20 protein-coding genes are annotated in these 26,958 nt (G+C 71.7%); 8 read left to right on the forward strand and 12 right to left on the reverse strand.

The genetic code is table 11. The features are described from left to right. Nucleotides 1–10: 10 nt before the first annotated feature. From ACQPWZ_RS14285 to ACQPWZ_RS14305, 5 genes are all read right to left on the reverse strand, one after another. On the reverse strand, nucleotides 11–1,147 hold the full coding sequence (locus ACQPWZ_RS14285; protein WP_340473416.1) for an SIS domain-containing protein: 1,137 nt from the start codon (nucleotides 1,145–1,147) through the stop codon (nucleotides 11–13). A gap of 34 nt (nucleotides 1,148–1,181) precedes the next feature. Next, nucleotides 1,182–1,364, reverse strand: a complete 183-nt coding sequence (locus ACQPWZ_RS14290; RefSeq protein ID WP_340473417.1) for a Trm112 family protein — start codon at nucleotides 1,362–1,364, stop codon at nucleotides 1,182–1,184. Between the two features lie 271 nt (nucleotides 1,365–1,635). Next, nucleotides 1,636–3,000: a phosphomannomutase/phosphoglucomutase gene (locus ACQPWZ_RS14295; RefSeq protein WP_383238607.1), complete on the reverse strand. Its 1,365-nt coding sequence runs from the start codon at nucleotides 2,998–3,000 to the stop codon at nucleotides 1,636–1,638. Nucleotides 3,001–3,050: 50 nt separating this feature from the next. Next, complete coding sequence (locus ACQPWZ_RS14300) at nucleotides 3,051–4,667, reverse strand: L-lactate permease (protein WP_433571513.1); 1,617 nt, start codon at nucleotides 4,665–4,667, stop codon at nucleotides 3,051–3,053. A 237-nt stretch (nucleotides 4,668–4,904) separates the two neighbouring features. Beyond that, on the reverse strand, nucleotides 4,905–5,333 hold the full coding sequence (locus ACQPWZ_RS14305) for a metallopeptidase family protein (protein ID WP_313945987.1): 429 nt from the start codon (nucleotides 5,331–5,333) through the stop codon (nucleotides 4,905–4,907). A gap of 274 nt (nucleotides 5,334–5,607) precedes the next feature. Between ACQPWZ_RS14305 and ACQPWZ_RS14310 the strand changes: the two genes are divergently transcribed. Beyond that, nucleotides 5,608–6,030: a DUF3499 domain-containing protein gene (locus tag ACQPWZ_RS14310; protein ID WP_405570150.1), complete on the forward strand. Its 423-nt coding sequence runs from the start codon at nucleotides 5,608–5,610 to the stop codon at nucleotides 6,028–6,030. A 78-nt stretch (nucleotides 6,031–6,108) separates the two neighbouring features. Here the strand turns inward: ACQPWZ_RS14310 and ACQPWZ_RS14315 are convergent, their stop codons facing one another. The 3 genes from ACQPWZ_RS14315 to ACQPWZ_RS14325 all read right to left on the reverse strand — a co-directional run bounded on the left by ACQPWZ_RS14315 (nucleotide 6,109) and on the right by ACQPWZ_RS14325 (nucleotide 11,949). After that, nucleotides 6,109–7,626, reverse strand: coding sequence for a DUF5719 family protein (locus tag ACQPWZ_RS14315; protein WP_433571514.1), 1,518 nt, complete (start codon nucleotides 7,624–7,626; stop codon nucleotides 6,109–6,111). Next, a complete protein-coding gene (locus ACQPWZ_RS14320) occupies nucleotides 7,623–11,444 on the reverse strand; it encodes a glycosyltransferase (protein WP_433571515.1) in 3,822 nt (1,273 codons plus the stop codon). The genes ACQPWZ_RS14315 and ACQPWZ_RS14320 overlap by 4 nt, the downstream gene beginning before the upstream one ends. Nucleotides 11,445–11,685: 241 nt before the next feature. Next, a complete protein-coding gene (locus ACQPWZ_RS14325; RefSeq protein WP_114659539.1) occupies nucleotides 11,686–11,949 on the reverse strand; it encodes a WhiB family transcriptional regulator in 264 nt (87 codons plus the stop codon). A gap of 662 nt (nucleotides 11,950–12,611) precedes the next feature. On the opposite strand from ACQPWZ_RS14325, the gene ACQPWZ_RS14330 reads away from it, so the two are divergent. The 3 genes from ACQPWZ_RS14330 to ACQPWZ_RS14340 are packed head-to-tail and all read left to right on the forward strand — an operon-like array spanning nucleotide 12,612 to nucleotide 15,376. After that, on the forward strand, nucleotides 12,612–13,112 hold the full coding sequence (locus ACQPWZ_RS14330) for a cysteine dioxygenase (RefSeq protein ID WP_356706208.1): 501 nt from the start codon (nucleotides 12,612–12,614) through the stop codon (nucleotides 13,110–13,112). Nucleotides 13,113–13,124: 12 nt separating this feature from the next. Beyond that, on the forward strand, nucleotides 13,125–14,081 hold the full coding sequence (gene cofD / locus ACQPWZ_RS14335) for a 2-phospho-L-lactate transferase (protein WP_356706209.1): 957 nt from the start codon (nucleotides 13,125–13,127) through the stop codon (nucleotides 14,079–14,081). Next, nucleotides 14,078–15,376, forward strand: coding sequence for a coenzyme F420-0:L-glutamate ligase (locus tag ACQPWZ_RS14340; RefSeq protein WP_433571516.1), 1,299 nt, complete (start codon nucleotides 14,078–14,080; stop codon nucleotides 15,374–15,376). Before cofD ends, ACQPWZ_RS14340 begins: the two co-directional genes overlap by 4 nt. A gap of 226 nt (nucleotides 15,377–15,602) precedes the next feature. On the opposite strand, the gene ACQPWZ_RS14345 is transcribed toward ACQPWZ_RS14340, so the two are convergent. From ACQPWZ_RS14345 to ACQPWZ_RS14355, 3 genes are all read right to left on the reverse strand, one after another. After that, nucleotides 15,603–16,613 carry a DNA-3-methyladenine glycosylase family protein gene (locus tag ACQPWZ_RS14345; RefSeq protein WP_433571517.1) on the reverse strand — a complete coding sequence of 337 codons (1,011 nt, stop codon included), beginning with the start codon at nucleotides 16,611–16,613 and terminating at the stop codon, nucleotides 15,603–15,605. 99 nt (nucleotides 16,614–16,712) lie between these two features. Continuing rightward, nucleotides 16,713–17,795, reverse strand: coding sequence for a sugar phosphate nucleotidyltransferase (locus ACQPWZ_RS14350; RefSeq protein WP_433571518.1), 1,083 nt, complete (start codon nucleotides 17,793–17,795; stop codon nucleotides 16,713–16,715). Nucleotides 17,796–17,880: 85 nt separating this feature from the next. After that, nucleotides 17,881–19,203, reverse strand: coding sequence for a peptidoglycan recognition protein family protein (locus ACQPWZ_RS14355; RefSeq protein WP_433571519.1), 1,323 nt, complete (start codon nucleotides 19,201–19,203; stop codon nucleotides 17,881–17,883). A 129-nt stretch (nucleotides 19,204–19,332) separates the two neighbouring features. Between ACQPWZ_RS14355 and ACQPWZ_RS14360 the strand changes: the two genes are divergently transcribed. The 4 genes from ACQPWZ_RS14360 to ACQPWZ_RS14375 all read left to right on the forward strand — a co-directional run bounded on the left by ACQPWZ_RS14360 (nucleotide 19,333) and on the right by ACQPWZ_RS14375 (nucleotide 25,699). After that, nucleotides 19,333–20,085 carry a TIGR03089 family protein gene (locus ACQPWZ_RS14360; protein WP_340473432.1) on the forward strand — a complete coding sequence of 251 codons (753 nt, stop codon included), beginning with the start codon at nucleotides 19,333–19,335 and terminating at the stop codon, nucleotides 20,083–20,085. A 171-nt stretch (nucleotides 20,086–20,256) separates the two neighbouring features. After that, entirely contained in the window at nucleotides 20,257–21,960 is a 1,704-nt protein-coding gene (locus ACQPWZ_RS14365) for an LCP family protein (RefSeq protein WP_433571520.1), read from the forward strand. Between the two features lie 220 nt (nucleotides 21,961–22,180). Further along, complete coding sequence (locus tag ACQPWZ_RS14370; protein WP_433571521.1) at nucleotides 22,181–23,935, forward strand: LCP family protein; 1,755 nt, start codon at nucleotides 22,181–22,183, stop codon at nucleotides 23,933–23,935. Nucleotides 23,936–23,986: 51 nt separating this feature from the next. Continuing rightward, nucleotides 23,987–25,699 carry an LCP family protein gene (locus ACQPWZ_RS14375; protein WP_433571522.1) on the forward strand — a complete coding sequence of 571 codons (1,713 nt, stop codon included), beginning with the start codon at nucleotides 23,987–23,989 and terminating at the stop codon, nucleotides 25,697–25,699. 78 nt (nucleotides 25,700–25,777) lie between these two features. Here ACQPWZ_RS14375 and ACQPWZ_RS14380 read toward each other — a convergent pair whose 3' ends face one another. Further along, nucleotides 25,778–26,794 carry a glycosyltransferase family 2 protein gene (locus ACQPWZ_RS14380; RefSeq protein WP_433571523.1) on the reverse strand — a complete coding sequence of 339 codons (1,017 nt, stop codon included), beginning with the start codon at nucleotides 26,792–26,794 and terminating at the stop codon, nucleotides 25,778–25,780. Between the last annotated feature and the right edge of the window lie 164 nt (nucleotides 26,795–26,958).

Genomic DNA, 26,958 nt, shown 5'->3' on the forward strand with positions numbered 1-26,958 from the left:
TGCGGTCGTGCTACGCAGGGTGGCCCAGCGCCGCGAGCGCCAGGTAAACAGCGGCGAAATCGGTGACGGCGAGGAGCTCGGCGATCGATTCGAGTTCCGAGCCCTCCTCGGGTTCCAGCTCGCTGATGGGGGTGTCGTGGCTGAGCGCCAGTTCACGCGCCGCGGGAGCCGCGGTCAGACCGCCCACGGGCCGGTCGCGCAGCAGGACGACCCGGGCGCGCAACGCCTGCGGCTCGTCCACACGGTCGCGGAAGAAGTCGTCCGGGTCGGCGCCCGCGGCGAAGTCGCTGACGAGGAGCCCGCCGTGCGCCGGGAGCGCTTCGGGCAGTTCGGCGGCGAGCGCGGGACAGCCGGCCAGCTCGGCCAGTACGGCGGCGAACCGACGGCCCACCGGCGCCGCTCCCCCGCCTTCCGTCCAGACCAGCGGAAGGCTGTCGGCGAGCTCGGCGGCGAGCGTCTTGGCCGGATTGCTGTACGTGGCGATCGCCGGGCCGCAGCGCTCGGCGGTGCGGTCCAGACGTTCCGCGACCTTCTCCAGGATCTCCGCCGGGGCCTCCAGCAGTCCGACCCGGTCGAGCAGGGCCAGCAGCGGGGTGAACAGCGCCCACAGCGCGCCGGGGCTCGCCGCCTGCGTCTCCTCGTAGAGCTCGTGCGGGGCGGTGGCCATCGGGACGACCATGCCGTGCGTACCGTCGACGGCCTCGGCGAGCGGGGAGTTGCGCGGGGCGACGGCGACGACGGTGGCACCCCGGCGGTACGCCTGTTCCGCGAGGAGCGCGAGTCCCGGTTCGCTGCCGTCGGTGGTGGCGATGAGCAGCAGGTCCACCGAGCCGGCCCAGCCGGGGAGCGCCCAGCGCAGCGCGCCGGCCGCGGGTGCGACACCGGTGGGATGCAGGCGGGTGACGGGGGCGAACGCACCGGCGAGTGCGCCGATCAGATCGGCGACTCCGGTGGCGGCATGTCCGGGTCCTGCCACGAGGACGGCACGGGGCCGGCCCTCGGGCTTCAGCTCGGAGATGCCGGCCTCGGCAGCGTGCCGGGCGGCGGTGCGGACCCGCGCCCCGGCCTCGGCGGCGCCACGGAGCAGTCCTCGGCGATCGGCACGGGCCAGGGCTTCCGGATCGTCGAGGAGCGACTCGTCGAGCATGGGATGGGGTCTCCGATCGCCGTGCGGTGATGGGTCAGGCGGGGCGGCGTGCTTCGTCGACGAGAAGGACGGGGATGCCGTCGCGTACGGGGTAGGCCAGGCCGCAATCCTTGCCGGTGCAGATCAGCTCGGGGGTCTCCTCCGCCGTGCTGTCGCCGAGCGGTGCGTGGCAGGCCGGACAGGCGAGGATCTCCAGGAGACCGGCTTCGAGCGGCATGTGTGAGGTTCCCTTCGGGGGCGGACCATGTGCGGCGGTCGCCGAACACGCGGTCGCGGTCATGCGGATTGGGCCACGTCAGCGTACCGCCGGGGGGCGGGGTGCGGCGCGTTCTGGGGGTGAAGGTGCGGGCCGCGTACGGGCGCCGCCGCCGGCGGCTCACGGCCGCCGTGCGGGGCGCCGCGTCTCGTACCCACCCGGCACGCACCGCCCGACCGTGCCGGGCACCGCGCGCCGCACCCCTGCGTACGCCGCGCCCCGGACTTCCGCCTCAGCTCTCCCGCACCAGCCCCAGGACCTCGTCCCGCACCTTCGCCATCGTGGCCTCGTCCCGTGCCTCCACATTCAGGCGCAGCAGCGGTTCCGTGTTCGAGGGGCGGAGGTTGAACCACCAGTCGTCGGCCGACACCGTGAGGCCGTCCAGTTCGTCCGTCGTCACGCCGGGGCGCTGCGTGAATTCCGCCTTCACCGCCGCGGTGCGGCCCGCCTGGTCCGCGACCGTGGAGTTGATCTCGCCGGAGCCGCGGTAGCGGTCGTACTGCGCGACGAGCGCGGAGAGCGGGCCGTCCTGGGAGCCGAGCGCGGCCAGGACGTGCAGGGCCGCGAGCATGCCGGTGTCCGCGTTCCAGAAGTCCCGGAAGTAGTAGTGCGCCGAGTGCTCACCGCCGAAGATCGCTCCCGTGTGCGCCATCTCCTGCTTGATGAAGGAGTGGCCGACCCGGGTGCGGACCGGCTTGCCGCCGTTCTCGCGGACGACCTCGGGGACCGACCAGGACGTGATCAGGTTGTGGATCACCGTGCCGCCGGGGTGCTTCGCCAGTTCCCGGGCCGCGACGAGTGCCGTGATCGCGGACGGGGAGATGCCCTCGCCGCGCTCGTCGACGACGAAGCAGCGGTCGGCGTCCCCGTCGAAGGCGATGCCGAGGTCGGCGCCTTCGAGCCGGACGCGTTCCTGGAGGTCGACGATGTTCGCCGGGTCCAGCGGGTTCGCCTCGTGGTTGGGGAAGGTGCCGTCCAGTTCGAAGTACATCGGGACGAGGGTGAGGGGCAGGGACGCGAAGACGGTGGGGACGGTGTGGCCGCCCATCCCGTTGCCCGCGTCCACGACGACCTTCAGCGGGCGCATCGCGGAGAGGTCCACGAGCGACAGCAGGTGGGCGGCGTAGTCGGTCAGGGTGTCCCGCTCGGTCACCGTGCCGGGCGAGGCCGCCGGGGCCGGGGCGCCCTCCGCCGACCACTGCTCGGCCAGCGCGCGGATGTCCGCGAGGCCGGTGTCCTGGCCGACCGGGGCCGCGCCGGCCCGGCACATCTTGATGCCGTTGTACTGCGCGGGATTGTGCGAGGCGGTGAACATGGCCCCGGGCAGGTCGTAGTGCCCGGACGCGAAGTACAGCTGGTCCGTCGAGCAGAGCCCGATCAGGGTGACGTCGGCGCCGCGGGCCGCCGCGCCGCGGGCGAAGGCGCCCGACAGCCCGGGTGACGTGGGGCGCATGTCATGGCCGACGACGATCGCTTCCGCGCCCGTCACCTGTACGAAGGCGGCCCCGAACAGCTCGGCCAGCGCCTCGTCCCACTGGTCCGGCACCACCCCGCGGACGTCGTATGCCTTGACGATCTGCGACAGATCAGCGGTCACGGGCCATCCTCCTGAAAGTCTCTGCGGTCGCATCAAACTACCCGCACAAACTAAGGCAGCATCCAGCCCAGTACCGCGGTGCTCTGCGCGGTCACGATCAGGCACATGACCAGGAGCAGTCCCAGGCTCCACGGCAGCACCTTGCGCAGGAGATCGCCCTCCTTGCCCGCGAGCCCCACGGCCGCGCAGGCGATCGTCAGATTCTGCGGGGAGATCATCTTGCCGAGCACTCCGCCGGAGCTGTTGGCCGCCGCGAGCAGTTCCGGCGACAGTCCGGACTCGCGTGCCGCCGACACCTGGAGTGCGCCGAAGAGCGCGTTCGCGGAGGTGTCCGAGCCCGAGACGGCGACGCCGAACCAGCCCAGTACGGGCGACAGGAACGCGAGCCCGGCACCCGCAGCGGCGACGAACTGGCCGATGGTGGCGGCCTGCCCGGACAGGTTCATCACATACGCGAGGGCCAGGACGGAGATCACCGTGAGGATCGCGAACCGCAGCTCGCGCACGGTCGCCAGCCACTCGCGCGCCGCGTCCGCCGCCCGTACGCCGAGGACGACGGCGGTCAGCGCTCCGGCCAGGAGCACCAGCGTCCCGCCGGTGGCGATCAGCGGCAGGGTGAACTCGTTGGCTCCGACCGGCTTCCCCTCCGGGTCCGCCACCTGCAGCAGGGGCCAGTCGAAGATCTGCGTCGCCTGCGCGAGCAGCCGTTTGACCGGCGGGATCTGGGCGATCGAGAAGATCACGACGATGAGCGCGTACGGGGCGTAGGCGCGCACCACTTCCCGGCGGGGGTCCTCGCGGTCGAGCTCCTCGCTGCGTACGCCGGTCAGTACGGCCGCCCGCACCGGCTCCTCGGCGGGCCTGCGTGCGCCCGGTACGGCGATCAGGGCGGCCGCGCCCGCCAAGGCGGCGGCGATGTCCGCGAGTTGGGCCGAGACGTAGTTGGCCGCCGCGAACTGGGCCACGGCAAAGGCGACTCCGCAGGCGAGGGCGGGCACCCAGGTCTCCCGCAGCCCCCTCCGCCCGTCGACGAGGTAGACCAGCACCAGCGGCACGACGAGGGCGAGCAACGGTGTCTGCCGGCCGACCACCGCGGCGACCGTGTCCAGTGGCAGGCCGGTGACCTGGGCGAGCGTCACCACGGGGGTGCCCATGGCGCCGAAGGCCACGGGAGCGGTGTTGGCGACGAGGGAGACGACCGCCGCCTTCACCGGGTCGAAGCCGAGCGCGACGAGCATCACCGAGCAGATGGCGACGGGGGCGCCGAATCCGGCGAGCGCTTCGAGCAGTGCCCCGAAGCAGAAGGCGATCACCAAGGCCTGGATGCGCGGATCGTCGGAGAGCCGGCCGAAGGAGCGGCGCAGGATGTCGAAGTGCTGGGTGCGGACCGTCATCCGGTACACCCACAGGGCGTTGACGACGATCCACATGATGGGGAAGAGCCCGAAGAGCACTCCCTGCGCCCCGGCCGAGAGTGTCTGGCCCAGCGGCATCGTGAAGGCGGCCCAGGCGACCAGCACGGCGACGGCGAGGCCGATCAGTCCGGCGAGGTGGGCTCTCATGCGCACGGCACCGAGGAGCACCAGGACGGTGACCAGCGGGAGGGCTGCGACGAGGGCGGACAGGGCGAGCGAGTTGCCGACGGGTTCCAGGTCCTGCACGAACACGACAGACCCACCTCCGGATTCCGTGATGCGGAAAGCGATCTCTCACCGACCCAAGGAATGGTCGTGTCCCCGACAAGCGGAGGTCAATGGTCCGCACAGGGATTCGTTCGGCTTTCAAGGAATCTGGCGCAGGTTCCCCCGGGCGGACAGCCGCGGAGGTACCTCCGGCGCCCGGCAGAGATGCAGGTCGGCGGGCAGCCGCAGAGGTGTCTCCGGCGCTCCCGGCGAGCGGCGTGCTCAGTCCTGCCCGTACCGCGGGTCCACGGACTCCGGCGCCAGCCCGAGCAGCTCCGCGACCTGCTCCACCACGACCTCGTGCACCAGCAGCGCGCGCTCGTCGCGGTTCTTCGTGCGGATCTCCACCGGGCGCCGGTAGACCACGATCCGGGCGGGCCGTCCCTTGTCCGCGGGCGCCGAGGCACCCAGCGGAACCGCCTCGTCCGGCGCTCCCGGCACGTCCAGCACCAGAAAGTCGACCTCGGCCAGCTGCGGCCAGCGCCGCTCCAGTCGCTCCATCGAGTCCTGCACCAGGTCACGGAACGATTCGGCCCGGCTCGCCGCGAGCGGCACCTGGGGCGGGGCGACGGGTCCGCGCATCCCGCGACCATGGCGGTCGCGACGGCGCGGCCGCGGCTCGATCGGTGGGGGCGGTACAGGACTGTCCATCACTGACGCAGGGTAGCTCTCCGGGGCGGGCGGCGATCGCGTGCCCGCGCCGAGGAGGCACGATGTCGCAATGTGAGCGTTCCGACGATCCTTCGGCCCGCTTGCGGGCCGTCCGGCGATCGTCGGCGACGTCGTGATTGACTCCATTTACGCCAAGTCATGACCGGATCACGGGTGGTCGCCGTCCGGGCGCTTCTCCTTCCGCGCAGGTCAGGCGAGTTGCCCGGGACGCCCCCGCAGCGGGCGTCGTACCACGACACGGTGGAGTGACCTGGTGGAGAGTCGTCGCAGCCCGCTCAAGAGTGCGGTACCGTCCAACGTCGTGAGCCCTGTACGTCGCTGTTCGCGCACCGCGTGCGGCCGCCCTGCCGTCGCGACACTGACGTACGTCTATGCCGATTCGACTGCGGTCCTCGGCCCGCTCGCCACCTACGCCGAGCCCCACTGCTACGACCTGTGTGCGGAACACAGCGAGCGGCTGACCGCCCCGCGCGGCTGGGAGGTGGTGCGGCTGACCGATGGCTCCGCCCCGTCCCGCCCCAGTGGCGACGATCTCGAAGCGCTCGCCAACGCCGTACGGGAAGCCGCGCGCCCTCAGGGCAGAGCGGCCGAGGCGCAAGGCGGCCGACGGACGGCCGACCCCCGGGAGGTCGCCCGCCGGGGCCATCTGCGGGTGCTGCGCTCACCCGACTCCTGAGAGCCGGCACCCCGCACCGCGGTCAACCTCCGTCAGTCGCCGGCACCCGCGCCTCCCTGAGCCGTCGAGGCGCCGCCGTCAGTCGTCCAGTACCGACAGGTCCTGCCGGGCCTTCGGCACCGCCACCGTCCCCCGGTCGTCCGGCAGCGTCTGCACCGTGAACATCGGGACACCGTCCTGCGGCAGCGCCAGCATGCGCGAGGCGTGCACCGGGCCGCCCGCGACCGTCTCCACCGTCAGTGCGTACGTGCCCTTCAGACCGGTCGGCACCGGCGGCACGACCGCCGTCGTCGTCCCCGCTTTGACCTTGTAGGTCTTCACGGCGGGGCTGCCGCCCCCGGTGCCCGCCGACGCGGTGACCTTGACCTCGCCCGCCGCACCGGGTGCGGTCAGCGAGAGCGTCGCGCCCTTGGCCGGGTTGCCGGAGACCGTCGCCCGCTGTCCGACGGCCGCGGTGGCCGGGATGAAGGCGACCTCCTGCTTGTCGCCCTTGCCGCGGACGACTCGCAGCGCCGCCACGACCGGGGTCGCCCGGCCGCTCTGGGACGGGCTGAGGATCAGCGATCCGGCCTCGCCCTTGGTGACGTCGGCCAGGTCGACGCTCGCGGTCATCCCGGACTTCACATGCAGGGTCTCGTGGCCCGCCGGCACGATCGCGCCGTCGGGGGCCGCGAGCTGGATCTTCAGGTCCGCGTCGTCCTCACCGGGGGCGAAGGCCACCAGCCGCACGGAGGTGGCGTCCGCGGGGATCCCGGGCAGCACCGCGGTGCCGGCGGGGTCCGCCGACGCGGTCAGCCAGTCGCTGCCGGCCTTCTCGTCGGCGGCCCGCACCACGGCGCCGACCCGGCCCGTGCGGGTCGTGACATGGACCGTGACGTCCGGGGACGGCTGCGACGTCAGCGTGGACAGCAGGACGGGGACGCTCGATCCGGCGGGCACGGGGATGCCCTCGGTCAGCGTGGTCTTGAGCGCTCCGTCCTTGCCGTACAGCTCGATGTCGGCGACGGCAGGGGTGTCGTCCGGGTTGGTCAGGTGGACGTAGTCCTGGCGCTCCTCGGCGGTCGACGCACCGGGGAACCAGAAGTCGGTGTCGGGCGGGGTGCAGCCGACACCGAGCAGGCCGCGCGCGCCTCCCGCGGTGACCGTGGTCGTCTGCTGGGCGCTCCAGCCGGGCGCGAAGCGTCCGGTGGCCGTACCGACGAGCGCCGCCGCGTCCCCGCCGCTCACCTTCGCCCCGACAGGCTTGCCGGGCTCCTTCAGGGTGAGCAGCGGTTTGGCGGGCCCCGGCTTCTTCGCGGGCGCCTTCTTGGGCACGGTCTCCGGGTCGGCGAGCACCGCGCTGGACGGCTTCAGCACGGCCGAGCCGCTCTTGGCCCCGCCGTCCTTCCCTGCCGGCGTGAAGGACGAGTACTCGGTCTCGGCCACCTCGGAGCTGCTCGGCGCGGGGCAGAGCAGGCTGGAGCGCTCCACCGGGAGCCGGGCCGCGGCCGTGGTCTCCTGCTCCGTGGTGCCGTCGGGGGCGCTCAGGGAGGCGAATCCGGTGACCGCGGCGAGGGCGGTGACGGTGGCGAGCAGGGAGATGGTCGTGCGCTTCACTCTGACTCGCCTCGCGTCGTGTTGCCGTGGTTGCCGTCCGGTCCGGGGCGCCGGTCCTGCTCGTTCTCGTACGGGTAGGGGTCGTACTGCCCGTCCGGATACTGGCCCTGCGGGTACTGACCCTCCGGGTACTGCTGCCCGTCCGTGAACTGGCCGTCCTGGTACTGGCCCTCGACGTACTGGCCCTCGGCGTACCGGCCGCCCTGGTACTGGCCGCCCTCGCCGTAGCCGCCGCTCCGGTACGGATCGGCCTGGTAGGGGTCGGTCTGGTACGGCTGCTGGTACTGCTCGTTGCCGTAGGTGCCCTCGCCGCCGTAGGGGTACTGGTCCTGGCCGTACGCGGGGCTGTAGCCGGGGTCCGCGTAGGTCTGCTGCCCGTCCCACTCGCCGTACTGCTGCTGGGGGACCGCCGCGTACGGCTGCCGGTCGAAGACGCTCTGGTCCGCCGGGGGCTCGGCGTACGGGTCGCCGTAGTGGCCGTTGTCCTCCGGCGTGCCGGGAGCCGTGGCCGGGACGGGCGGGACGTTCGGGGGCTCCTCCCCTTCGGACTCCGCCTCGGCCTCCGCCTGGGCGCGCAGCCGGCGGGCCCGGCGGCCCTCGCCGTCCACCGGCTGGGCCGGTACGGCGATGGTCTCGTCGGGCAGGTCGTCGTCGATCTGCACTCGCCGGCCGGGCAGGGCGAGAACGACGAGCACCAGGGCGAGGAAGGCCTGCGCCCAGATCCAGCCCGTGTGGGCGGCGGAGTCCTCGTACGTCAGGTCGAGCCGACCACCCTCGGCGGGCAGCTCGAAGCCCTGCGCCCAGCCGTCGACGGTCGTCTTCGTCAGGGCGCGGCCGTCCAGCGTGGCCTGCCAGCCGCCGTCGGCCCGGTCGGCGATGCGCAGCACGCGCCCTTCCCCGCCCGACGGGATCTTGGTGTGCGCCTCGACGGTGTCCGACGCGACGGGCAGCGGGTCGCCCTTGCCGGTGACGATCGTGGCGCGGGCGACCTGGCGGTCCACGCGCCACAGCGCGCTGCCGTCGAGCTGGCTGAGGCGGCTGAGTCCGGGGGTGGCGTCCAGGACGCGGCTGGTCTGCCGCGGCGCTCCGTCGCGGACGAGGACGTAGCGGATCGCGAAGCCGCTGAGCTGGCTGGTCTGGTCGGCCCCGGAGCCGGCGACCAGATTGGCGACGATCTTGTCGAGACGGGCGTCGCTGCCGCCCGACTCGGCCAGTTCGGCGTCACCGAGCCGGCCGCCGGAGCCCCGTACGAGGGTGTACGGCACCTGCGCGGGCGAGGTGCCGCCGAGAACGAGGGTGCGCGGCTGGTCCCGGGTGTCGCTCTCCTCGGCGACGAACGCGGGCACCTGGACCGGGTCACGCCGGGTGAGCGGGTCGGCGGCGCCGCCGATCATCCAGCCCGCGGCCGCGACGACCGGGCCGATGCCCGCGGTCAGCGCGATGAGCACGGCGACGGGCTGCCGCCAGCCGAAGTTCTGGGCGGCGACGCGTGTCCGGCCGCCCTCGGCGCCGAGGACGGCCGCCGACAGCAGGGCGATGCCGTAGACGAGGGTCGCGGGTCCGGCCCAGCCGGAGCCGTTGGCGACGGCCGCGAAGAGGAGCCCGACGAGCGCGGCGGCCCAGGCCGTGCGGATCGCGAACTGCCGCTGATCGCGCAGCAGCGCGGCCAGAGCGGCGAGGACGATGCCGATCAGCAGGAGTCCGCCGCCCGCCTTCGGTCCGCCGGGGCTGAGGCCGAGCAGGTCGAGCGCCGACGCGCTGCCGCTGCCGATGTCGAGTCCGGCTTCGCGGAGGAAGGCCGAGGGGCTGGTCAGCAGCGTGAGCGACCAGGGCGCCAGGACGAGCATCGGGGTGCCCACGGCGGCGAGGAGGCGCAGCGCGTAGGCCGTGATGTCGTTGCGGCGCAGAACGAGGACGCCGATCCCGAGGACCAGCGCGATCAGCCACACCACGGGCGTGAACGCCGTGGTGACGGTGAGCAGCAGGGCGTACGCCCAGGTCGCGCGCCAGCTGCCGCGCGCACCGGAGCCGGCGCCCGCGCGCAGACCGTGCGCCGCGACGGCCGCACGGACCATGAGGGGCAGCAGGATCGCGAGGACCGCGGTGCCGAGCCGTCCGGTGGCGAGCGCGCCGGTGGCCGCGGGCAGGAAGGCGTACGCGATGGCCGCCCATGCGCGCAGCAGCCGGGACTCGACGATCGGCCGTGAGGCGAAGTACGCGGTGAGACCGGCGAGCGGCACCGAGCAGACGAGCAGCACGGTGAGCGCGAATCCGGTGGAGCCGAGGAACAGCGTGGACAGGCCCGCGAGGATGCCCAGATAGGGCGGTGCGGTCTGGGTTCCGCCGGTCCCGAGGGGGTGCCAGCTGTCCGCGTAGCGCGACCAGAGGTCGGAGACGTCGGCCGGGGCGGGCAGCAGGGCACCGCCGGCGAGCGATCCGCCGCCGAAGAGCCCGCGGCAGGCGACGACGGAGACGATCAACAGAAGGGCGAACAGCACCGGCGCGGGCTTGCCCGCGATCTTCTTCAGCCGGGCGAACTGCTCGATCTCGAGGTAGTCGGCGTCGTCGCCGCCGGGGCCGGACTCGACGGCGCCGTGCCGGGAGCCGCCCGCGTCGGAGTCCTTGCCGGCGCCGAAGTGGCCCGCCACCTGCTCGACCGTGGCACGGACGGTGGCACCGGTCGGCGGGAACAGGGAGCGCAGTTCGGCGGCCTCGACGGTTCGGCCGTTCGCTCTTCTGCGGCGGCCGGCGATGATGCGCTCGGGCCGCAGCAGGGTGCCGAAGAGCCCCATGACCTCGTCGACGGCCTGGCCGGGCACCTTGCCGACGAGATAGGCGAGGGTGCGCAGCAGCGTGCCGAGGACGATGCGCAGCAGGACGTAGGGAAGCGTCGCGCCACGGGCGTTGGTGAGCAGCGTGTAGACGGCCCCGGCCTTGTCGACGCGGTGGGGGCTCGCGACGGAGCGGCCCGCGCAGTCGACGGTACGGCGTTCGCGGGCGGCGGCCTCGGCATGCCGCAGCACCGCGTCGGGGGCGATGAGGACGCGATGGCCGGCGGAGTGCGCGCGCCAGCACAGGTCGACGTCGTCCCGCATGAGGGGCAGCCGGCGGTCGAAGCCGCCGAGTTCCTCGAAGACGTCGCGGCGGACGAGCATGCCGGCGGAGGAGACGGAGAGCACGGAGCGGACCTGGTCGTGCTGGCCCTGGTCCTGCTCGCGCCGGTCGAGTCCGGTCCACCGGCGTCCGCTGTTGGCGATGGAGACGCCGGTCTCCAGCAGCTGCTTGCGGTCGTACCAGCCGCGAAGCTTGGGTCCGACGATGGCCGCGTACTCGTCGGAGTCGACGACGCGCAGCAGTTCGGCGAGGGCGTCCGGCTCGGGCGCCGCGTCGTCGTGGAGGAGCCACAGCCACTGCACCGGTTCGCCGTACGGCAGTTCCGGCATGTCGTACGTCTCGTCGCGCCAGGTCCTGGTGACCGGGTCCCAGCCGCTGGGCCGCTTCAGATAGGGCAGGTCGTCGGGGGTGAGAACGCCCGCGGTGCGGGCGGCCTCGTCGACGGCGGTGCCGAAGCCGGTGCGGCGTGCCAGGTGCAGGACGCGGTCGGCGCCGAGTGCCTCGGTGAGCAGCCGCGCGGAGTCGTCGGCGCTGCCGGTGTCGGCGGCGACGACGTTCTGCACGGGGCGCTCCTGGCCGAGGAGTCCGGCGAGGGCGTCGGGGAGCCAGCGCGCGCCGTCGTGGGAGACGAGCACGGCGGTGACGACGTGCCGCGGGAACTCCGGCGGATGTGCTGAGGCGAACGCGGCTGTGGTGGCGGACATTGAGGTACGGGCCCTCCGGCCGGGGGGTCGCCCCCGATGGGGCGTTGGAGCGTCTCGGACGGGGCCCCACACTAACGGTAGGAAAATGCGCAGGGGTGCGAAGTGCCTGCACGGACCCGGACACCGGGGCGGCACCGGACACACGAACGGTCCGCCGGCTGCGATGCGGGTGCAGGCGGCGGACCGTGAGGCATGTTCCGTCGGGTGAGGGCTGGTCGGACCCGGGATATTCGCTCGGTGTTCAGATGGCGGCCTTCTTCAGCCGGCGCCGCTCGCGCTCGGACAGGCCGCCCCAGATTCCGAATCGCTCGTCGTTGGCAAGGGCGTACTCAAGGCATTCGGAGCGGACTTCACAGGCGAGGCAGACCTTTTTGGCCTCCCGCGTGGAGCCGCCTTTCTCGGGGAAGAAGGACTCGGGATCGGTCTGGGCGCACAACGCGCGCTCCTGCCAGCCGAGTTCCTCGTCCGCGTCCTCGACCAGCAGTTGTTCGAACAGCTCGGTCATGTGCGCCCCTCGTCTGTCTTTTGCGTCCCCGTGATGTTGCGGTTGATCGATGTCGGCCGAACGACACGAGTGAAATTACAAGTGTGTGGATCCGGGCCAGTCAAGCCGAGATCTGCTATTGGGCCCCGTATTCACTCTGCGGAACCAAGGCTATGCGGAAAGTGTTCAAATCACCAAAAACCTGACACATGCCAGCGGCCTGCTCCAACCACCGCCTTCCCCTCTTACCGGGGAAGACGCCGCAGGGTTCGATCTTGTTGCGATCGAGCCGGTGAAGCGATCCGGATCACAGTCCGGTCACAGGACCGCAGCGGCGTTTGCGAGCGCGGTTGCTGCGCCATGTCTCCCAGGCCCTGGGTGCACAAACCTTTCTCCGTGCGCAGTAACCGGATGAGGTGAAAGATTGCCGCCAAATCGGTCATTGAGTTGACATCAAAGACGCCGACCCGGCACCTTTGGTGACATGCCAGCGACCTCAGCGCACTACGTGACCCCCCTCCGTGGGTTCCGCAGCGCTGTCCAGGCGCGCTGTTGCTGTTCCAGCTGTTGATGCCCTAGCGCTCCAGCGACTCCCCGCATGCCGTTCCTTCCGCATGCCGCGTCACCCGTGTCTCGCGAATCCCCCAGCACTGCTCCGTTCTCTGCCGAGGAAACCGCACACCATGAACAGCGACAGCGACCTTCAGATCGCCGGCGACATCCTTGCCGTACAGCACCTTCTCCAGCCTGCCCGTGAGCACCCGGCCACCGTCGCCGACTTCGTCGGGCTCGCCCGCTCCGTCGCCGCCGACCGCGCGCAGTGGGCCCATCTCGTCGAGTACGACGCCGCCAGCCGCTGGTACCACCTGCTGCGCACCGGCCCCGGCTACGAGGTGTGGCTGCTGTCGTGGGTGCCGGGCCAGGGCAGCGGGATGCACGACCACGGACCCTCGTCCGGTGTGCTGACCGTCCTGGAGGGCGAACTGACCGAGCGCACCGAGCGCACCTCCCGTTCGCTCGGGGCGGGCGCACAGCGGGTGTTCGCGCCCGGCTATGCGCACGAAGTGATCAACGACTCGCTCGAGCCGGCCGTCTCCCTGCACGTCTACTACCCGGGTCTGACCGAAATGCCGATGCACCCGAGCCAGTCCTCCCCGGCGGCCCAGGACGTCGTACGCGCCTGATTGACTGGGACCATGCGCATTGTGGTTCTGGCCGGCGGCATCGGCGGCGCCCGTTTCCTCCGTGGTCTCCTGCAGGCCGCGCCCGAAGCGGACGTCACGGTGATCGGGAACACCGGCGACGACATCCATCTGTTCGGGCTGAAGGTCTGCCCCGACCTCGACACCGTGATGTACACCCTCGGCGGTGGCATCAACGAAGAGCAGGGCTGGGGACGTACGGACGAGACGTTCCAGGTCAAGAGCGAACTGGCGGCGTACGGCGTGGGCCCCGAGTGGTTCGGCCTCGGCGACCGCGACTTCGCGACCCACATCGTCCGCACCCAGATGATCGCGGCGGGCTATCCGCTCAGCGCCGTCACCGAAGCGCTGTGCGCGCGCTGGAACCCCGGCGTGCGGCTGCTGCCGATGACGGACGACCGCGTCGAGACACACGTCGCCGTCGAGATCGACGGCGAGAAGAAGGTCATCCACTTCCAGGAGTACTGGGTGAAGCTGCGGGCGTCCGTGCCCGCCGAGGCCGTCGTGCCCGTCGGCGCCGACCAGGCCAAGCCCGCGCCCGGCGTGCTGGAGGCCATCGCCTCAGCGGACGTCATCCTCTTCCCGCCGTCGAACCCGGTCGTCAGCGTCGGCACCATCCTCGCCGTGCCCGGCATCCGCGAGGCCATCGCCGACGCGGGCGTGCCCGTGGTGGGTCTGTCCCCCATCATCGGGGACGCACCCGTGCGCGGGATGGCCGACAAGGTGCTCGCGGCGGTGGGCGTGGAGGCGACGGCCGCCGCCGTCGCCTCGCACTACGGCTCCGGTCTGCTGGACGGCTGGCTCGTCGACACCGTCGACGCGGGCACGGTCGGCGAGATCGAGGCGGCGGGCATCCGCTGCCGTGCCGTTCCGCTGCTGATGACGGACACCGACGCGACCGCCGAGATGGCGCGGCAGGCGCTGGCCCTGGCCGAGGAGGTACGGGCGTGAGGTTCGAGGTCCGGGCCGTGCCCGGGCTGCCGGAGGTCCGCCCCGGCGACGACCTCGCCGCCCTGGTGGCCGCCGCCGCGCCCGATCTCGCGGACGGCGACATCCTGCTGGTCACCTCCAAGATCGTGAGCAAGGCCGAGGGGCGGATCCTCGCCGCGACCGACCGCGAGGCCGCCATCGACGCGGAGACGGTACGGGTCGTGGCCCGGCGCGGCCCGCTGCGCATCGTCGAGAACCGACAGGGCCTGGTGATGGCCGCCGCCGGGGTGGATGCCTCCAACACCCCTGCCGGCACGGTGCTGCTGCTGCCCGAGGACCCCGACGCCTCGGCGCGGGCGCTCCGCGAGGGACTGCGCGAGTCGCTCGGCGTGGACGTCGGCGTCGTCGTCACCGACACCTTCGGGCGGCCGTGGCGCAACGGGCTCACCGATGTGGCCATCGGCGCGGCAGGTGTCCGCGTGCTCGACGATCTGCGCGGCGGTACCGACGCCCACGGCAATCCGCTGAGCGCGACCGTCGTCGCCACCGCGGACGAACTCGCCTCCGCCGGTGACCTGGTGAAGGGGAAGGCGGAGGGGCTGCCGGTCGCCGTCGTGCGCGGACTCGCCCATCTGGTCGGCGACGGAGACAGTGAGGGCGACGGCGCCCGCGTGCTGGTGCGCTCCCCCGCCGACGACATGTTCCGGCTCGGCACGTCCGAGGCGGTACGGGAAGCGGTCGCCCAGCGGCGCACGGTACGCGAGTTCACCGACGAGCCGGTTGACCCGGGTGCGGTGCGCCGTGCCGTGGCCGCCGCCGTTACCGCGCCGGCGCCGCACCACACGACACCGTGGCGCTTCGTCCTGCTCGAATCGGCCGGCGCGCGCACCGCATTGCTCGACGCGATGAAGGACGCCTGGATCGAGGACCTGCGGCGGGACGGCAAGTCGGAGGAGTCGATCGCGAAGCGGGTCCGCCGGGGCGATGTGCTGCGCCGGGCGCCGTACCTCGTGGTGCCGTGTCTGGTCATGGACGGCTCGCACCACTACGGCGACCCGCGGCGCGACGCCGCGGAGCGCGAGATGTTCGTGGTCGCGACGGGCGCGGGCGTGCAGAACTTCCTGGTGGCGCTGGCCGGTGAACGCCTCGGCTCGGCCTGGGTGTCGTCGACGATGTTCTGCCGTGACGTCGTCCGCAAGGTCCTGGACCTGCCGGCGGACTGGGACCCGATGGGCGCGGTGGCGGTGGGCCACGCGGCGGCACCACCGAAGGACCGGCCCGCGCGCGAGGCGGCCGCCTTCGTCGAGGTGCGCTAGGGCGTCTTTGCCCGTTGAGGAGCGTCGTCCGGTGCGTGCCGTGGCAAGGCGGCCGGACGTCCTTGTAGCGGAGCTACCAGGGCTTGTGGCCAACGCGGCGTGGGGCAACCTCCCATGCCCGAAGGGCTACGGGGGAGTGCGCGCAGGGCGGCGCTACCGGGCAAAGCCTGCCGGGAGCGGCCCCAGCAGGCGCTCCCCCGGGACGGGCGCTCCCCGGGGCCGTCGGTCAGAGCTTGCCGATGTCGGTGCGCGGCATCTTCGGTGTGCGGCGCGGGGGCGTACGGCCGCTCAGCAGGATGAAGCGGGCGGCCCGGTGGCGCTGGCCCGCGTAGGGGGCGAGGAGTTCGAGCATCGCGGCGTCGTCGGCGTCGCGGTCGCCCGCGAGCGCGTACCCGACGATGCGCGGCAGATGCAGATCGCCGGTGGTGACCGCGTCCGGTGCGCCGTTGCTGCGCTGCACGGTCTCGGCGGACGTCCAGGGCCCGACGCCCGGGATCAACTCCAGCCGTGCGCGCGCCTGTTCGGGCTCCATGGCCGCTGCCTCCTCCAGCCGGCGGGCCACCCGGACCGCGCGCAGGATGGTGGAAGCGCGCTTGTTGTCGACGCCCGCGCGGTGCCACTCCCACGACGGGATGAGCGCCCAGGTGCGGGCCTCCGGCGTCACGAAAAGGCGCATCGCGGGACCCGGCGCGGGCTCGCCGTATTTCCGTACGAGCAACCGCCAGGCACGGTAGGCCTCCTCCACGGTGACCTTCTGCTCGAGGATCGAGGGGATCAGCGACTCCAGGACCAGTCCGGTGCGGGTGAGCCGCAGGCCCGGGCGGCGGCGGTGGGTGTGGGCCAAGAGCCGGTGGCGGGGGACGAAGAGGTCCGGGTCGTCCCGCGCGCCGAGCAGGTCGGGCAGGCCTTCCAGCAGCCACTCCGCGCCGGCGCCCCATGCCTCGGCCTCCGCGGCGCCGTCCCGCAGGGCCACGCGCAGTGTGCCGGGGCCGGCGGGTGTCCGGCACGCACGCCACACCGATCCGTCCGGCGTGACACGGAACGCGGGGTCGCCGGGGCCGCGCCGCAGCGGACCGAGGACGAGCCCGAGGTCGAGGGGCCAGGGCGGCGTCCAGCGACGGGTGCGGGAGGCGGAGACCTGGGCCGGTACGGCGGCGGGCACAGCGGTATGACCGCCGCGCACCGTGGTGCGGGTCGTCGGGGTCGTCGGGGTCGTCGGGGTGAATCGTCCTGCCACGGTGTATGAGCGTACGGGCCCGCGCCTGACGCGGCGGGCCCTTGCCCGTACCCAGCCCGATGCCGGGCCGGTCTCACCCGCCGCAGTGGCGGGCCCTCGTCACTGGTCCGAGGAGAACCGCACCGCTCCGGCGGGCAGCACCGCGTCGCACCACACCCGGGCACCGTCGCGCAGTTCGTTGTCCGCGCCCACCGTCGCGCCGTCGCCGACGACCGTGCCGGACAGGACGGTGCGCGCGCCGACCCGGGCGCGCTCGCCGATCAGGGAGGCGGAGATCACAGCGCCCTCCTCCACCACGGCGCCCGCCAGGACCACACTGCCGTCCACCCGGGCTCCGGGGTGGACGGTCGCTCCCTCGCAGACCACGGTGCCGCCGGTGAGCTTCGCGTCCGCGGCAACCGTCGCCGACTCCAGCACCAGACGGTCACCGCAGCGACCCGGCACCGCCGGCGACGGCGCGCGGCCCATGACCAGGTCCGTGGAGCCGCGGACGAAGGCCTGGGGCGTGCCGAGGTCCAGCCAGTAGGTGGAGTCGACCATGCCCTGGAGATGCGCACCGGAGCTCAGCAGATCCGGGAACGTCTCCCGCTCGACCGAGACCGGCCGCCCCGACGGGATCGTGTCGATGACCGAACGCCGGAAGACATAGGCCCCCGCGTTGATCTGGTCGGTGACGATCTCCTCCGGCGTCTGCGGCTTCTCCAGGAACGCGGTCACCCGGCCGCTCGGGTCCGTCGGCACCAGGCCGAACGCCCGCGGGTCCTCCACACGGGTCAGATGGAGCGAGACATCGGCGCCCGAGGAACGGTGCGTCGAGACGAGTGCGCCGATGTCCAGGCCCGTGAGGATGTCGCCGTTGAAGATGAGGACCGGTTCGTCCGGCCCCGACCGCAGCCGGCCGGCGACGTTGCGGATCGCACCGCCGGTGCCGAGGGGTTCCTCCTCGGTGACGTACTCCAGGTGGAGGCCGAGCGAGGACCCGTCGCCGAAGTACGGCTCGAAGACCTCGGCGAGGTAGGAGGTCGCCAGCACGATGTGCTCGACACCTGCCGCCCGCGCCCGCGCCAGCTGGTGGGTGAGGAAGGGGACACCCGCCGCCGGGACCATCGGTTTCGGCGTGTTGACGGTGAGGGGACGCAGCCGGGTGCCCTTGCCGCCGACCAGGAGGATCGCTTCTGTCACCGTGTCGTCTCTGCTTCCTGTCCGGGCCGGGCGTGATCAGTCGTTCGAGACCGGCCAGTGTATGCAGTGGGCGGCACGTTCCCCGTCAGCCACGTCCCTGCAGCTTGGCCGAGGCGCTCCGGGCGGTGCCGAGCTTGCTGTAGAGGCGGGCTCCCGGACATTCGGTGAGGAACCCGTCACGGTGCCCGGAGATGACGTTGAAGCTGACCTTCTTGCCCTTCTTGTACTTGCCGCTGCCCCCGGACGTCAGCGTTACCTTCCCCTTCGGGTTGCCCTTGAACAGCCCGATCTTCCACGCGGTCAGCCGGGCGATCGCGGCCACCGCGGCGGCCGGCGGGGTGGAGCGACTGTACGTGCCGAGTACGGCCACGCCCATGCTGTTCGTGTTGAAGCCCAGCGTGTGGGCGCCCAGCACCGCTCTGGTCACGCCTCCCGCGCGGCCTTCGTAGATGTTTCCGCACTTGTCGACGGCGAAGTTGTAGCCGAAGTCGCGCCAGCCGCTGCTCACGACGTGGTAGCGGTAGATACTGCGGAGGACTGAGGGCGCCTGCTTGCACGTATAGCTGTTGCCGGTGGCGCTGTGGTGGACGAAGGCCGCCTTGACGGTCTTCGTGTAGACGAAGGTCTTCTCGCGCAGCGACTCGCTCGCGCCCCATCCCTTGCGGGTGATGATGCGCGGCCTCGGGCCGATGAAGGGCTTGGCGGCGGCTCCGGCGGCATCCACCTCGGCCGCGTCGGTCGCGGCGCCGGTGCCCGCGTCCACCTCGGCCTGCGCCTGGGCCCGCACCTGAGCCACTGTCTCCTCCGCGCTGAGGGCGGGAAGTACGGTGCCGGCCGCCGAGCTGCCGCCCGGGGCCGCCCGGTCCGACGCTGCGGGGTCCTCGCCGGGGTCGACGAGTTCGACGCGCATGCCCTCGGGCAGCGCGACCGGCTCCCCGGTCACGGGTCGGACGCGTACCTCGACACCGTCCGAAGCACCCACCCACAGGGGGGCCGTGGCGCCGCGCACCTTGCCGGACTCGCCCTCGGCCGTGCCGGGGTCGGCGCCGTGGTCGTCGTTGTGGGTCTCGACGTCCTGCCAGGCCGACCACGCACCGGTGCCGACCGCGCGGGTGCGCACCTGGACCGAGCCGTGCAGTTCGGCGTGCACGTCGTCCCAGACGACGCCGATGAGGGAGAAGGGTCTGACGTCCTGCTCGGGGAGCCGCTGCTCGGCGGCGGGTCCGCGCGAACGGCCGGACGGCGTCGGTCCGACGGCCGTCAGGGGCAGTGACTGAGTGGAGCCGGGTACGTCCGGCGCCTGTATGAGTCGTGGGGGCGCGGCTATGGCGCCTGAGGACAGTGAGAGCGGAAGGACGAGCGCGGCGGAGGCCGCGACACCGATCGAAGAAGCCAGGAATCCACGCATGCAGCTGATCGTGTGCCGGAGCCGCCGACTTCGCTTCCCGGAGAAAAGAGCCGGCGCATCGGTCCGACCGGAGGACCCGTCACCGGTACGGCGGCCTCCCGGGGTACCCCGGCACGTACGCTGGGCCGCGTGAACCCCAGCGACCGTACCCCCGCCGACCTGCTGCGATCCGCGCTCGCCGCGGACCCGGCGCGCCCCTTGGTCACTTTCTACGACGACGCCACCGGTGAACGCGTGGAATTGTCCGTCGCGACCTTCGCCAATTGGGTGGCCAAGACAGCCAATCTGCTCCAGGGCGATCTTGCCGCCGGGCCCGGCGACCGGCTCGCGCTGCTGCTGCCCGCGCACTGGCAGAGCGCGGTGTGGCTGCTCGCCTGTTCGTCGGTCGGCGTGACGGTGGAGGTCGGCGGCGACCCGGCGGACGCGGACGTCGTCGTCAGCGGTCCGGACACGCTGGAGGAGGCGCGCGCCTGCTCCGGAGAGCGGGTGGCTCTGGCGCTGCGGCCGCTGGGCGGGCGTTTCCCGCAGCCGCCCGCGGGGTTCGTCGACTACGCGGTGGAGGTGCCGGCGCAGGGCGACCGCTTCGCGCCGTTCGCGCCGGTGGACCCGGCCGCGCCCGCGCTCGCCGTCGGCGGAATGGAGCTGACCGGCGTCCAACTGGTGGAGAAGGCGCGTACCGATGCGGCCGAACTGGGCCTGGTGAGCGGGTCCCGGCTGCTGACGGGACGCGACTACGCAACGTGGGAGGGCCTGTCCGCCGGGCTGTTCGCACCGCTCGCCGCGGGCGCCTCCGTGGTGTTGTGCCGCAATCTCGGGGAACTGTCCCAAGACAACCTTGACAAGCGCATCGAGAGCGAGCGGGTCACCAACACCGCGGTATGACAAGCCTCCGAGGGCCACTCGTGTGGCGCACACACGGGCCGAGCCCCCGGGCTCCGGCCTCAACTCCGGTGGATGATCGGCGATACGTGTGCTTCAACGCACAACCAAGCGTGAGGTTCAGCCGTCTAGTCCTGCGATCGGCGACCCAGCGCGCCGCCGACGCCATGAAGGATGGACGCAGACGTGACGGACAGTGCTGGCACGCCGGCCGAACCGGACGGCCACGCCGGGGACGAGCGGGCATCGGACCCGCCCGCGGCGGACACCCCCGCGCCTCGTGCGGGCCGGGCCAGCACCTCTTCGCCCGCGTCCGCGGATGGCGAGAACTCGCCATCGGACGAGACGGTTCGGGCGGACGGGACACATGAGGACGTCACGGACGAGAGCGGTACACACGCGGCCAATGAGGGCGAATCGGCAGATGATGCCGGGGCGCCCGACGGCTCCGGGAACGAGCGCACGGACGACTCGGCAGGCGACTCGGCGAAAGACGCTAACAACGACGCGACAGACGACACGGCGCACGCCACCGCCGACGAACGCTCCGCCGACGAACACTCCCCCGACGGGCCCGCCGAAGCCGAAACCGGCGACGACGAAACCGAAGCCACCTCCCACAAGTCCGCCGACGCCACCGCCGAATCCGCCCAAAAGGCCCGAACCACCCACGCGGGGACCGACGCCGGCGTAGAGCCCAAGGTCGCCGTCGCCGAAGCCGACGGCGAAGCGGACCCCGCCGCACCCGAGGCCGGGCCCGGCACCCCGGCCCGCAAGCGCCACTGGCTGCGCTGGGTCGCCCTCGGCACCGCCGTCTTCGTGGTGGCCGCATCCGGGGTCGGCTGGTGGTTCTACCAGAAGCTCGACGGCAACATCACGACCGACACCTCCGCCGCGGCCGAGCTCGAGACGTACGAGAAGGAACGCCCCACACCGGTCGCGCTCAACGCGCAGAACATCCTGCTCCTCGGCTCCGACACCCGCTCCGGCAAGGGCAACGGCAAGTACGGCCAGGACGGCGGCACCCAGCGCTCCGACACCGCGATCCTGCTGCACATCGCGGCGGACCGGCAGAGCGCGACCGCGATGTCCGTCCCGCGCGACCTGATGGTGTCCATCCCCAGCTGCCGCAAGCCGGACGGGACCCGTACGACGGAGCAGTTCGCGCAGTTCAACTGGGCGTTCGAGTTCGGCGGCGCCGCCTGCACCATCCGTACCGTCGAGCGCATGACCGGCATCCGCGTCGACCACCACATGGTGGTGGACTTCAGCGGCTTCAAGGAGATGGTCGACGCCGTGGACGGTGTCGAGGTCTGCCTCAAGGAGCCCATCGACGACGCGGACGCCCATCTGAAGCTGCCCGCCGGCAAGCAGACCCTCAACGGTGAGCAGGCCCTGGGCTACGTCCGCGCCCGCAAGACCATCGGCAACGGCAGTGACACGGAACGCATGGACCGCCAGCAGCAGTTCCTCGGCGCGCTGGTCAAGAAGGTCCAGAGCAACGGCGTGCTGCTGAATCCGGCGCGGCTCTACCCGGTGCTGGACGCGGCGACGAAGTCGCTGACCACGGACCCCGGCCTGGCCTCGCTGCGGGATCTGTACGACCTGACGCGCTCGGTCCGCAGCATCCCCACCGAGAAAGTGCAGTTCCTCACGGTCCCGCGACAGGCATACTCCGCCGATCCGAACCGTGACGAGCTGAGGCAGCCGGACGCCGCCGAGCTCTTCAAGCGGCTGCGGCAGGACAGTCCGATCACCGTGGTCCCCGGCGGAATCGGTCAGAAGCAGCCGGGGGAGCCGGATCCGAACAGTTCCACGGGCCCGTCGCCGTCGCCGACATTCGCCGGACGGAACGCGGCCAGCGCCGCCTGTGAGTAAAGCGATGACCAAGGCAGGGCGGGGAGTCCATGCCTATTAGGCAGATTGCCCACTTGTAAGGGACGTGGAATTTGTCACGGACGTCGCCCCACGTTGAACTGGGCGGATAGTGTGACGCGATCCGGTGCTACGACCCCGTGTCGCGCACTGCTGGATCGAAAGACCGAGCGCCCTTCGGGGGAGGCGCGTCGCGTGGCACCGACGGAGGACTCAAGCAACCGTGGATGCGCAAAGCCGTGGGCGGGCGGACGAGATCGACCCCGCCGACCAGTGGGTGCTCAACCCGCAGACCGGCAACTACGAGCTGCGACTGGGTCAATCCGCAGCGCAGTCGGCCCCGTCGGGCGGCTCCTCCTCGAGAAGTGCCGCCCGTAAGGCAACCGACGGCAGCGGCTCCGCCCAGCGAACTCCGCCCCCGCGCAGTGCGCAGGGCCGCAGGACCCAGACGCCCGGGCGCGAGGTGCCCCCGCAGCGCTCCCGCCGCGCCGGCGACGCCTCGGGGGGCCAGAACCCGCCCCACGCGGGCCGGCGCAAGCGCAAGCAGGCCAACTCCCGCAAGAAGAAGGCGATGATGTGGACGGGCGGCGTGGTCGCCTTCCTCGTCGTCGCCACGTCCGTCGCCGGATACCTCGTGTACCGCCACTTCGACGGCAACCTGAACACGGTCGACGTGGCGGGAGCCGGCAGCGGCGGCTTCAAGAAGGACCAGGCCGTCAACATCCTGGTCATCGGCACCGACAAGCGCTCCGGCGCGGGCAACGAGTCCTACGGCGACAAGGACAGCGTCGGCCACGCCGACACCACGATCCTCTTCCACGTCTCCAAGGACCGGACCAACGCGACGGCGGTGTCCATCCCCCGCGACCTGATCACCGACATCCCGGACTGCGAGACCAAGACCGGGGACTCGACGAAGATCATCCCCGGTACGCAGAAGACCCGGTTCAACGAGAGCCTCGGCCAGTCGGGCCGCGACCCGGGCTGCACCATGCGCACGGTCAAGGAGCTGACCGGGGTGACGGTCGACCACTTCATGATGGCCGACTTCAACGCGGTCAAGACCATGACGACGGCCGTCGGTGGTGTCGAGGTGTGCCTCGCCAAGGACATCAACGACAAGGACTCCAAGCTCAACCTTCCCGCCGGAAAGCACGTCCTCGCCGGGGAGGACGCCCTGGCGTTCGTCCGTACGCGGCACTCGGTGGGCTTCGGCGGCGACCTCAGCCGTATCGAGATCCAGCAGCAGTTCCTGAGCTCGCTGATCCGCAAGATGAAGTCGAGCGACACCCTGTCGAGCCCCTCGAAGATGTGGGACCTGGCGGAGGCGGCCACCAAGGCGCTCACCGTCGACACGGGCATAGGAAAGATCTCGCGGCTGCGCGACCTCGGCATGGAACTGTCCAAGGTGGATCCGAAGAACATCACCTTCGCCACGGTGCCCGTCGTCGACAACACCGACGGCGCCACGGTGCTGCTGAGTGAGGAGAAGGCCAAGCCCCTCTTCTCGATGATCCAGAACGACACCTCGCTCACCGAGGTGAAGCAGAAGGAGCAGGACGCCAAGAACAAGCAGAAGGGTCTGCTGACCGGACCGAGGGCTGCGGCCGCCGATGTGCGGGTCGCGGTCTACAACGGCAGCAACACCCAGGGGGCGGCGCTGGCGACGCTGACCTGGCTGCAGAACGAGGAGGGCGTCCTGAAGTCGAGCAACGAGGGCAATGCCCCCGAGAAGCTCACCAAGACGACGCTGACGTACGCGCCGAACCAGGCGGACCAGGCCCGCAAGCTCGCGGATCTGATGGGTCTGCCCGCGACGGCGCTGAAGCCGGGAACGGCGAACGCCGAGGGACTCGAGGCGATGACGCTGACCCTCGGCGCGGATTACAAGGGCGCAGGGGTGCCCATCACCGGTCCGGCGAAGGCGCCGGAAGGTGTGCAGAAGGTCGAAGCGGACAAACAGGTGTGCGCCAAGTGACACGGGAACTCCCGGTCGCTCGGCGGGCCTGAACGACAGGGGGAACCAGGGGTGGGTCAGAACAGCGTGCGGGGAAAGGGGACGCGCGAGGGCGTTCCGCACGCCCGTGAAGTGGGGTGGGACGAGGGGCTGTACGACGCGGAGGGCGACGGCTCCAAGGGCCGTGCACGTCTGGCTCTCGACGACGAGCGGGAGGCCCCGGCGGCGGGGACGGCCGGCAAAGGCGGACACGGCCGCCGCGGCCCGGCGGCACGACGACGGCAGAAACGCGGCAAACGCCGCATACTGCGCTGGGTCGCCTCCGTCCTCTCGCTGCTGATACTCGCCACGGCGGGTGCCGGCTATCTGTACTACGAGCACCTCAACAGCAAGCTCAAGAAGGACGATCTGACCCTCGGCAACGACATGCCGGACCACAAGGCCAACGCGGCCGGTCAGACGCCGCTGAACATCCTGCTCATCGGATCGGACGCACGCGACAACGCGGCGAACCAGAAGCTCGGCGGCGCGAAGAAGACCTTCGGCTCGACCCCGCTCGCCGATGTGCAGATGCTGGTGCACATGTCCGCCGACCGCTCCAACATCTCGGTGATCAGCATGCCGCGCGACACCATGCTGAAGATCCCGGATTGCACGGACCCGGACAGCAAGAAGACCTATCCGGCGTCCCGCTTCGCCCCGACGAACGAGTCGCTGGGACGCGGTGGTCCGGGCTGCACGGTGGCGACCTGGTACGAACTCACCGGCATCACCATCGACCACTTCATGATGATCGACTTCGCGGGCGTGGTCTCCATGGCCGACGCCATCGGCGGCGTCCCCGTCTGCGTCCAGCAGAACGTGCACTCCCGCAACCGCACCGGCCAGGGCTCCGGGCTCAAACTGCCCGCGGGCACGCACCCGGTCAAGGGTGAGCAGGCGCTCCAGTGGCTGCGGACGCGCTACGGCTTCGAGGACGGCACCGACCTCGCCCGCACCCACGCGCAGCACATGTACATGAACTCGATGGTCCGCGAGCTGCGCGAGAACACCAAGCTCACCGACCCCAACAAGCTGCGCAAGCTCGCCGAGGCCGCCATCGGGGCCCTCACCGTCGACAACGGCATCGACTCGGTCAAGAAGCTCTACGACCTCGGCGGGCAGCTCAAGAGCGTGCCCACCGGCCGGATCACCATGACGACCATGCCGAACGTCTACTCGCAGCGCCCGGGTTACGCCGGGAAGGTCGAGCCCAAGGAGGGCGACGCCGAGCAGCTGTTCCGGATGGTCCGCGAGGACATTCCGCTGGACGGCAAGGCGGCGAAGACCCCGCCGAAGAAGCCGGCGGCGCCTGCGGTGTCCAAGGACCCGGCGGCCGCACCGGCCGAGATCTCGGTGTCCGTGCAGAACGGCACCGGCGCCGACGGCCGGATCCCGCAGAAGGGCCGCGCCACGGAGGTCGCCGGGGTGCTGAGCGGCAAGGGCTTCACCCGCGCCGTGGCCGACGCCACGCCCAACGCGCAGGCGAAGACGGTCGTCCGGTACTCCAACGCGGAGCTGGAGGGCGACGCCCAGGCGATCGCCAAGTCCCTCGGGATTCCGCTGACTTCGGTGAAGAAGTCGACGGACGTCACCGGCATCACGCTGATCGTGGGAGCGGACTGGCGTCAGGGCACGGCCTTCCCGAAGGCGCCGGTCGCCGACAACAAGACGCCCGAGTCGGCCCGCGCGCTCAACGGCAACACCAAGGCCTGCATGAAGATCCAGCCGGGATTCACCTGGTAGACGGCGCAGGACCGCTGACGGCGGAGGGCCCCGGGTGCGTGCACCCGGGGCCCTCCGCCGTCAGACGTCTCGTACGCGTCAGGCCGACGCGCTCCGCACGGCCGGACGCCGGCTCGCGATGACCTTCTTCGCCAGCGCGCGCGGGCTCGTCAGGAAGCCGAAGCCCCACGACATGTGCATGGTGGCCAGCGCCACCGGGATCTGGAGCCGTGCCTTGAGCGACAGGCCCTTGCCCGCGGGGACGGAGCCCGCGGCGATGGCGGCGAGGTAGCCGGCGGGGACCACCAGGCCCCAGGGGGTGAGCACCGCGCCCACCACGACGCCCGCGGCGATCGCGCAGAGAGCGACCGGCGGCGCGAGGTAGCGCAGGTTGATGGAGCCCTGGTGGTAGCGGGCGACGACGTGCCGCCAGCGGCCGTAGTCCTTGTACTGCTTCGCCAGCGCCCGCACCGAGGGACGCGGGCGGTACTGCACCCGCAGCTCCGGCGAGAACCAGATCAGACCGCCGGCCTCGCGGATGCGGAAGTTCAGCTCCCAGTCCTGGGCGCGGATGAACTCCTCGTTGTAACCGCCCTGCTGCTCCAGCGCCTCACGGCGGAAGACACCCAGATACACGGTCTCGGCGGCACCGGCCTGACCGCCGGTGTGGAAGGCCGCGTTGCCGACACCGATCTTCGAGGTCATCGCGGCGGCGACCGCGTGCTCCCAGTCGTTCTCGCCCTCGGCGTGCATGATGCCGCCGACGTTCTGCGCGCCGGTCTCCTCCAGGAGGCGGACGGCGGTGGCGATGTAGTTCGCCGACAGCATGCCGTGACCGTCGACGCGCACCACGATCGGGTGGCTGGAGGCCTTGATGGCGGCGTTCAGGGCGGCCGGCGTACGGCCGGTGGGGTTCGGCACCGTGTGGACGCGGGGGTCCTCACGTACGAGTTCGGCGGCGATCTCGTCGGTACGGTCCGTGGACGGACCGAGCGCGATCACCACTTCCATCTCGCCGCCGTACTCCTGCTCGAGGATGTGGCGGACCGAGTTGCGCAGGTGCCGCTCCTCATTGAGGACCGGCATGATCACGGAGACAGGGGGCATGGCGTTCATCGGGCGCCACGTTACCGCGAACGGGGGACACGGAGGCGCGGCGGCCGTTCCATGCCCCTGGCAGCAGATCGTATCGGCCTACGGTGTGCAGGATTCCCCCCACGTCACCCACGGAGGTGCCTCCCCCGTGCCCACACCGCCCCGCTCCCCCCGTCCCCGGCCGA

The sequence above is a fragment of the Streptomyces sp. CA-251247 genome (genome assembly GCF_050952975.1).
Lineage (GTDB): Bacteria > Actinomycetota > Actinomycetes > Streptomycetales > Streptomycetaceae > Streptomyces > Streptomyces achmelvichensis.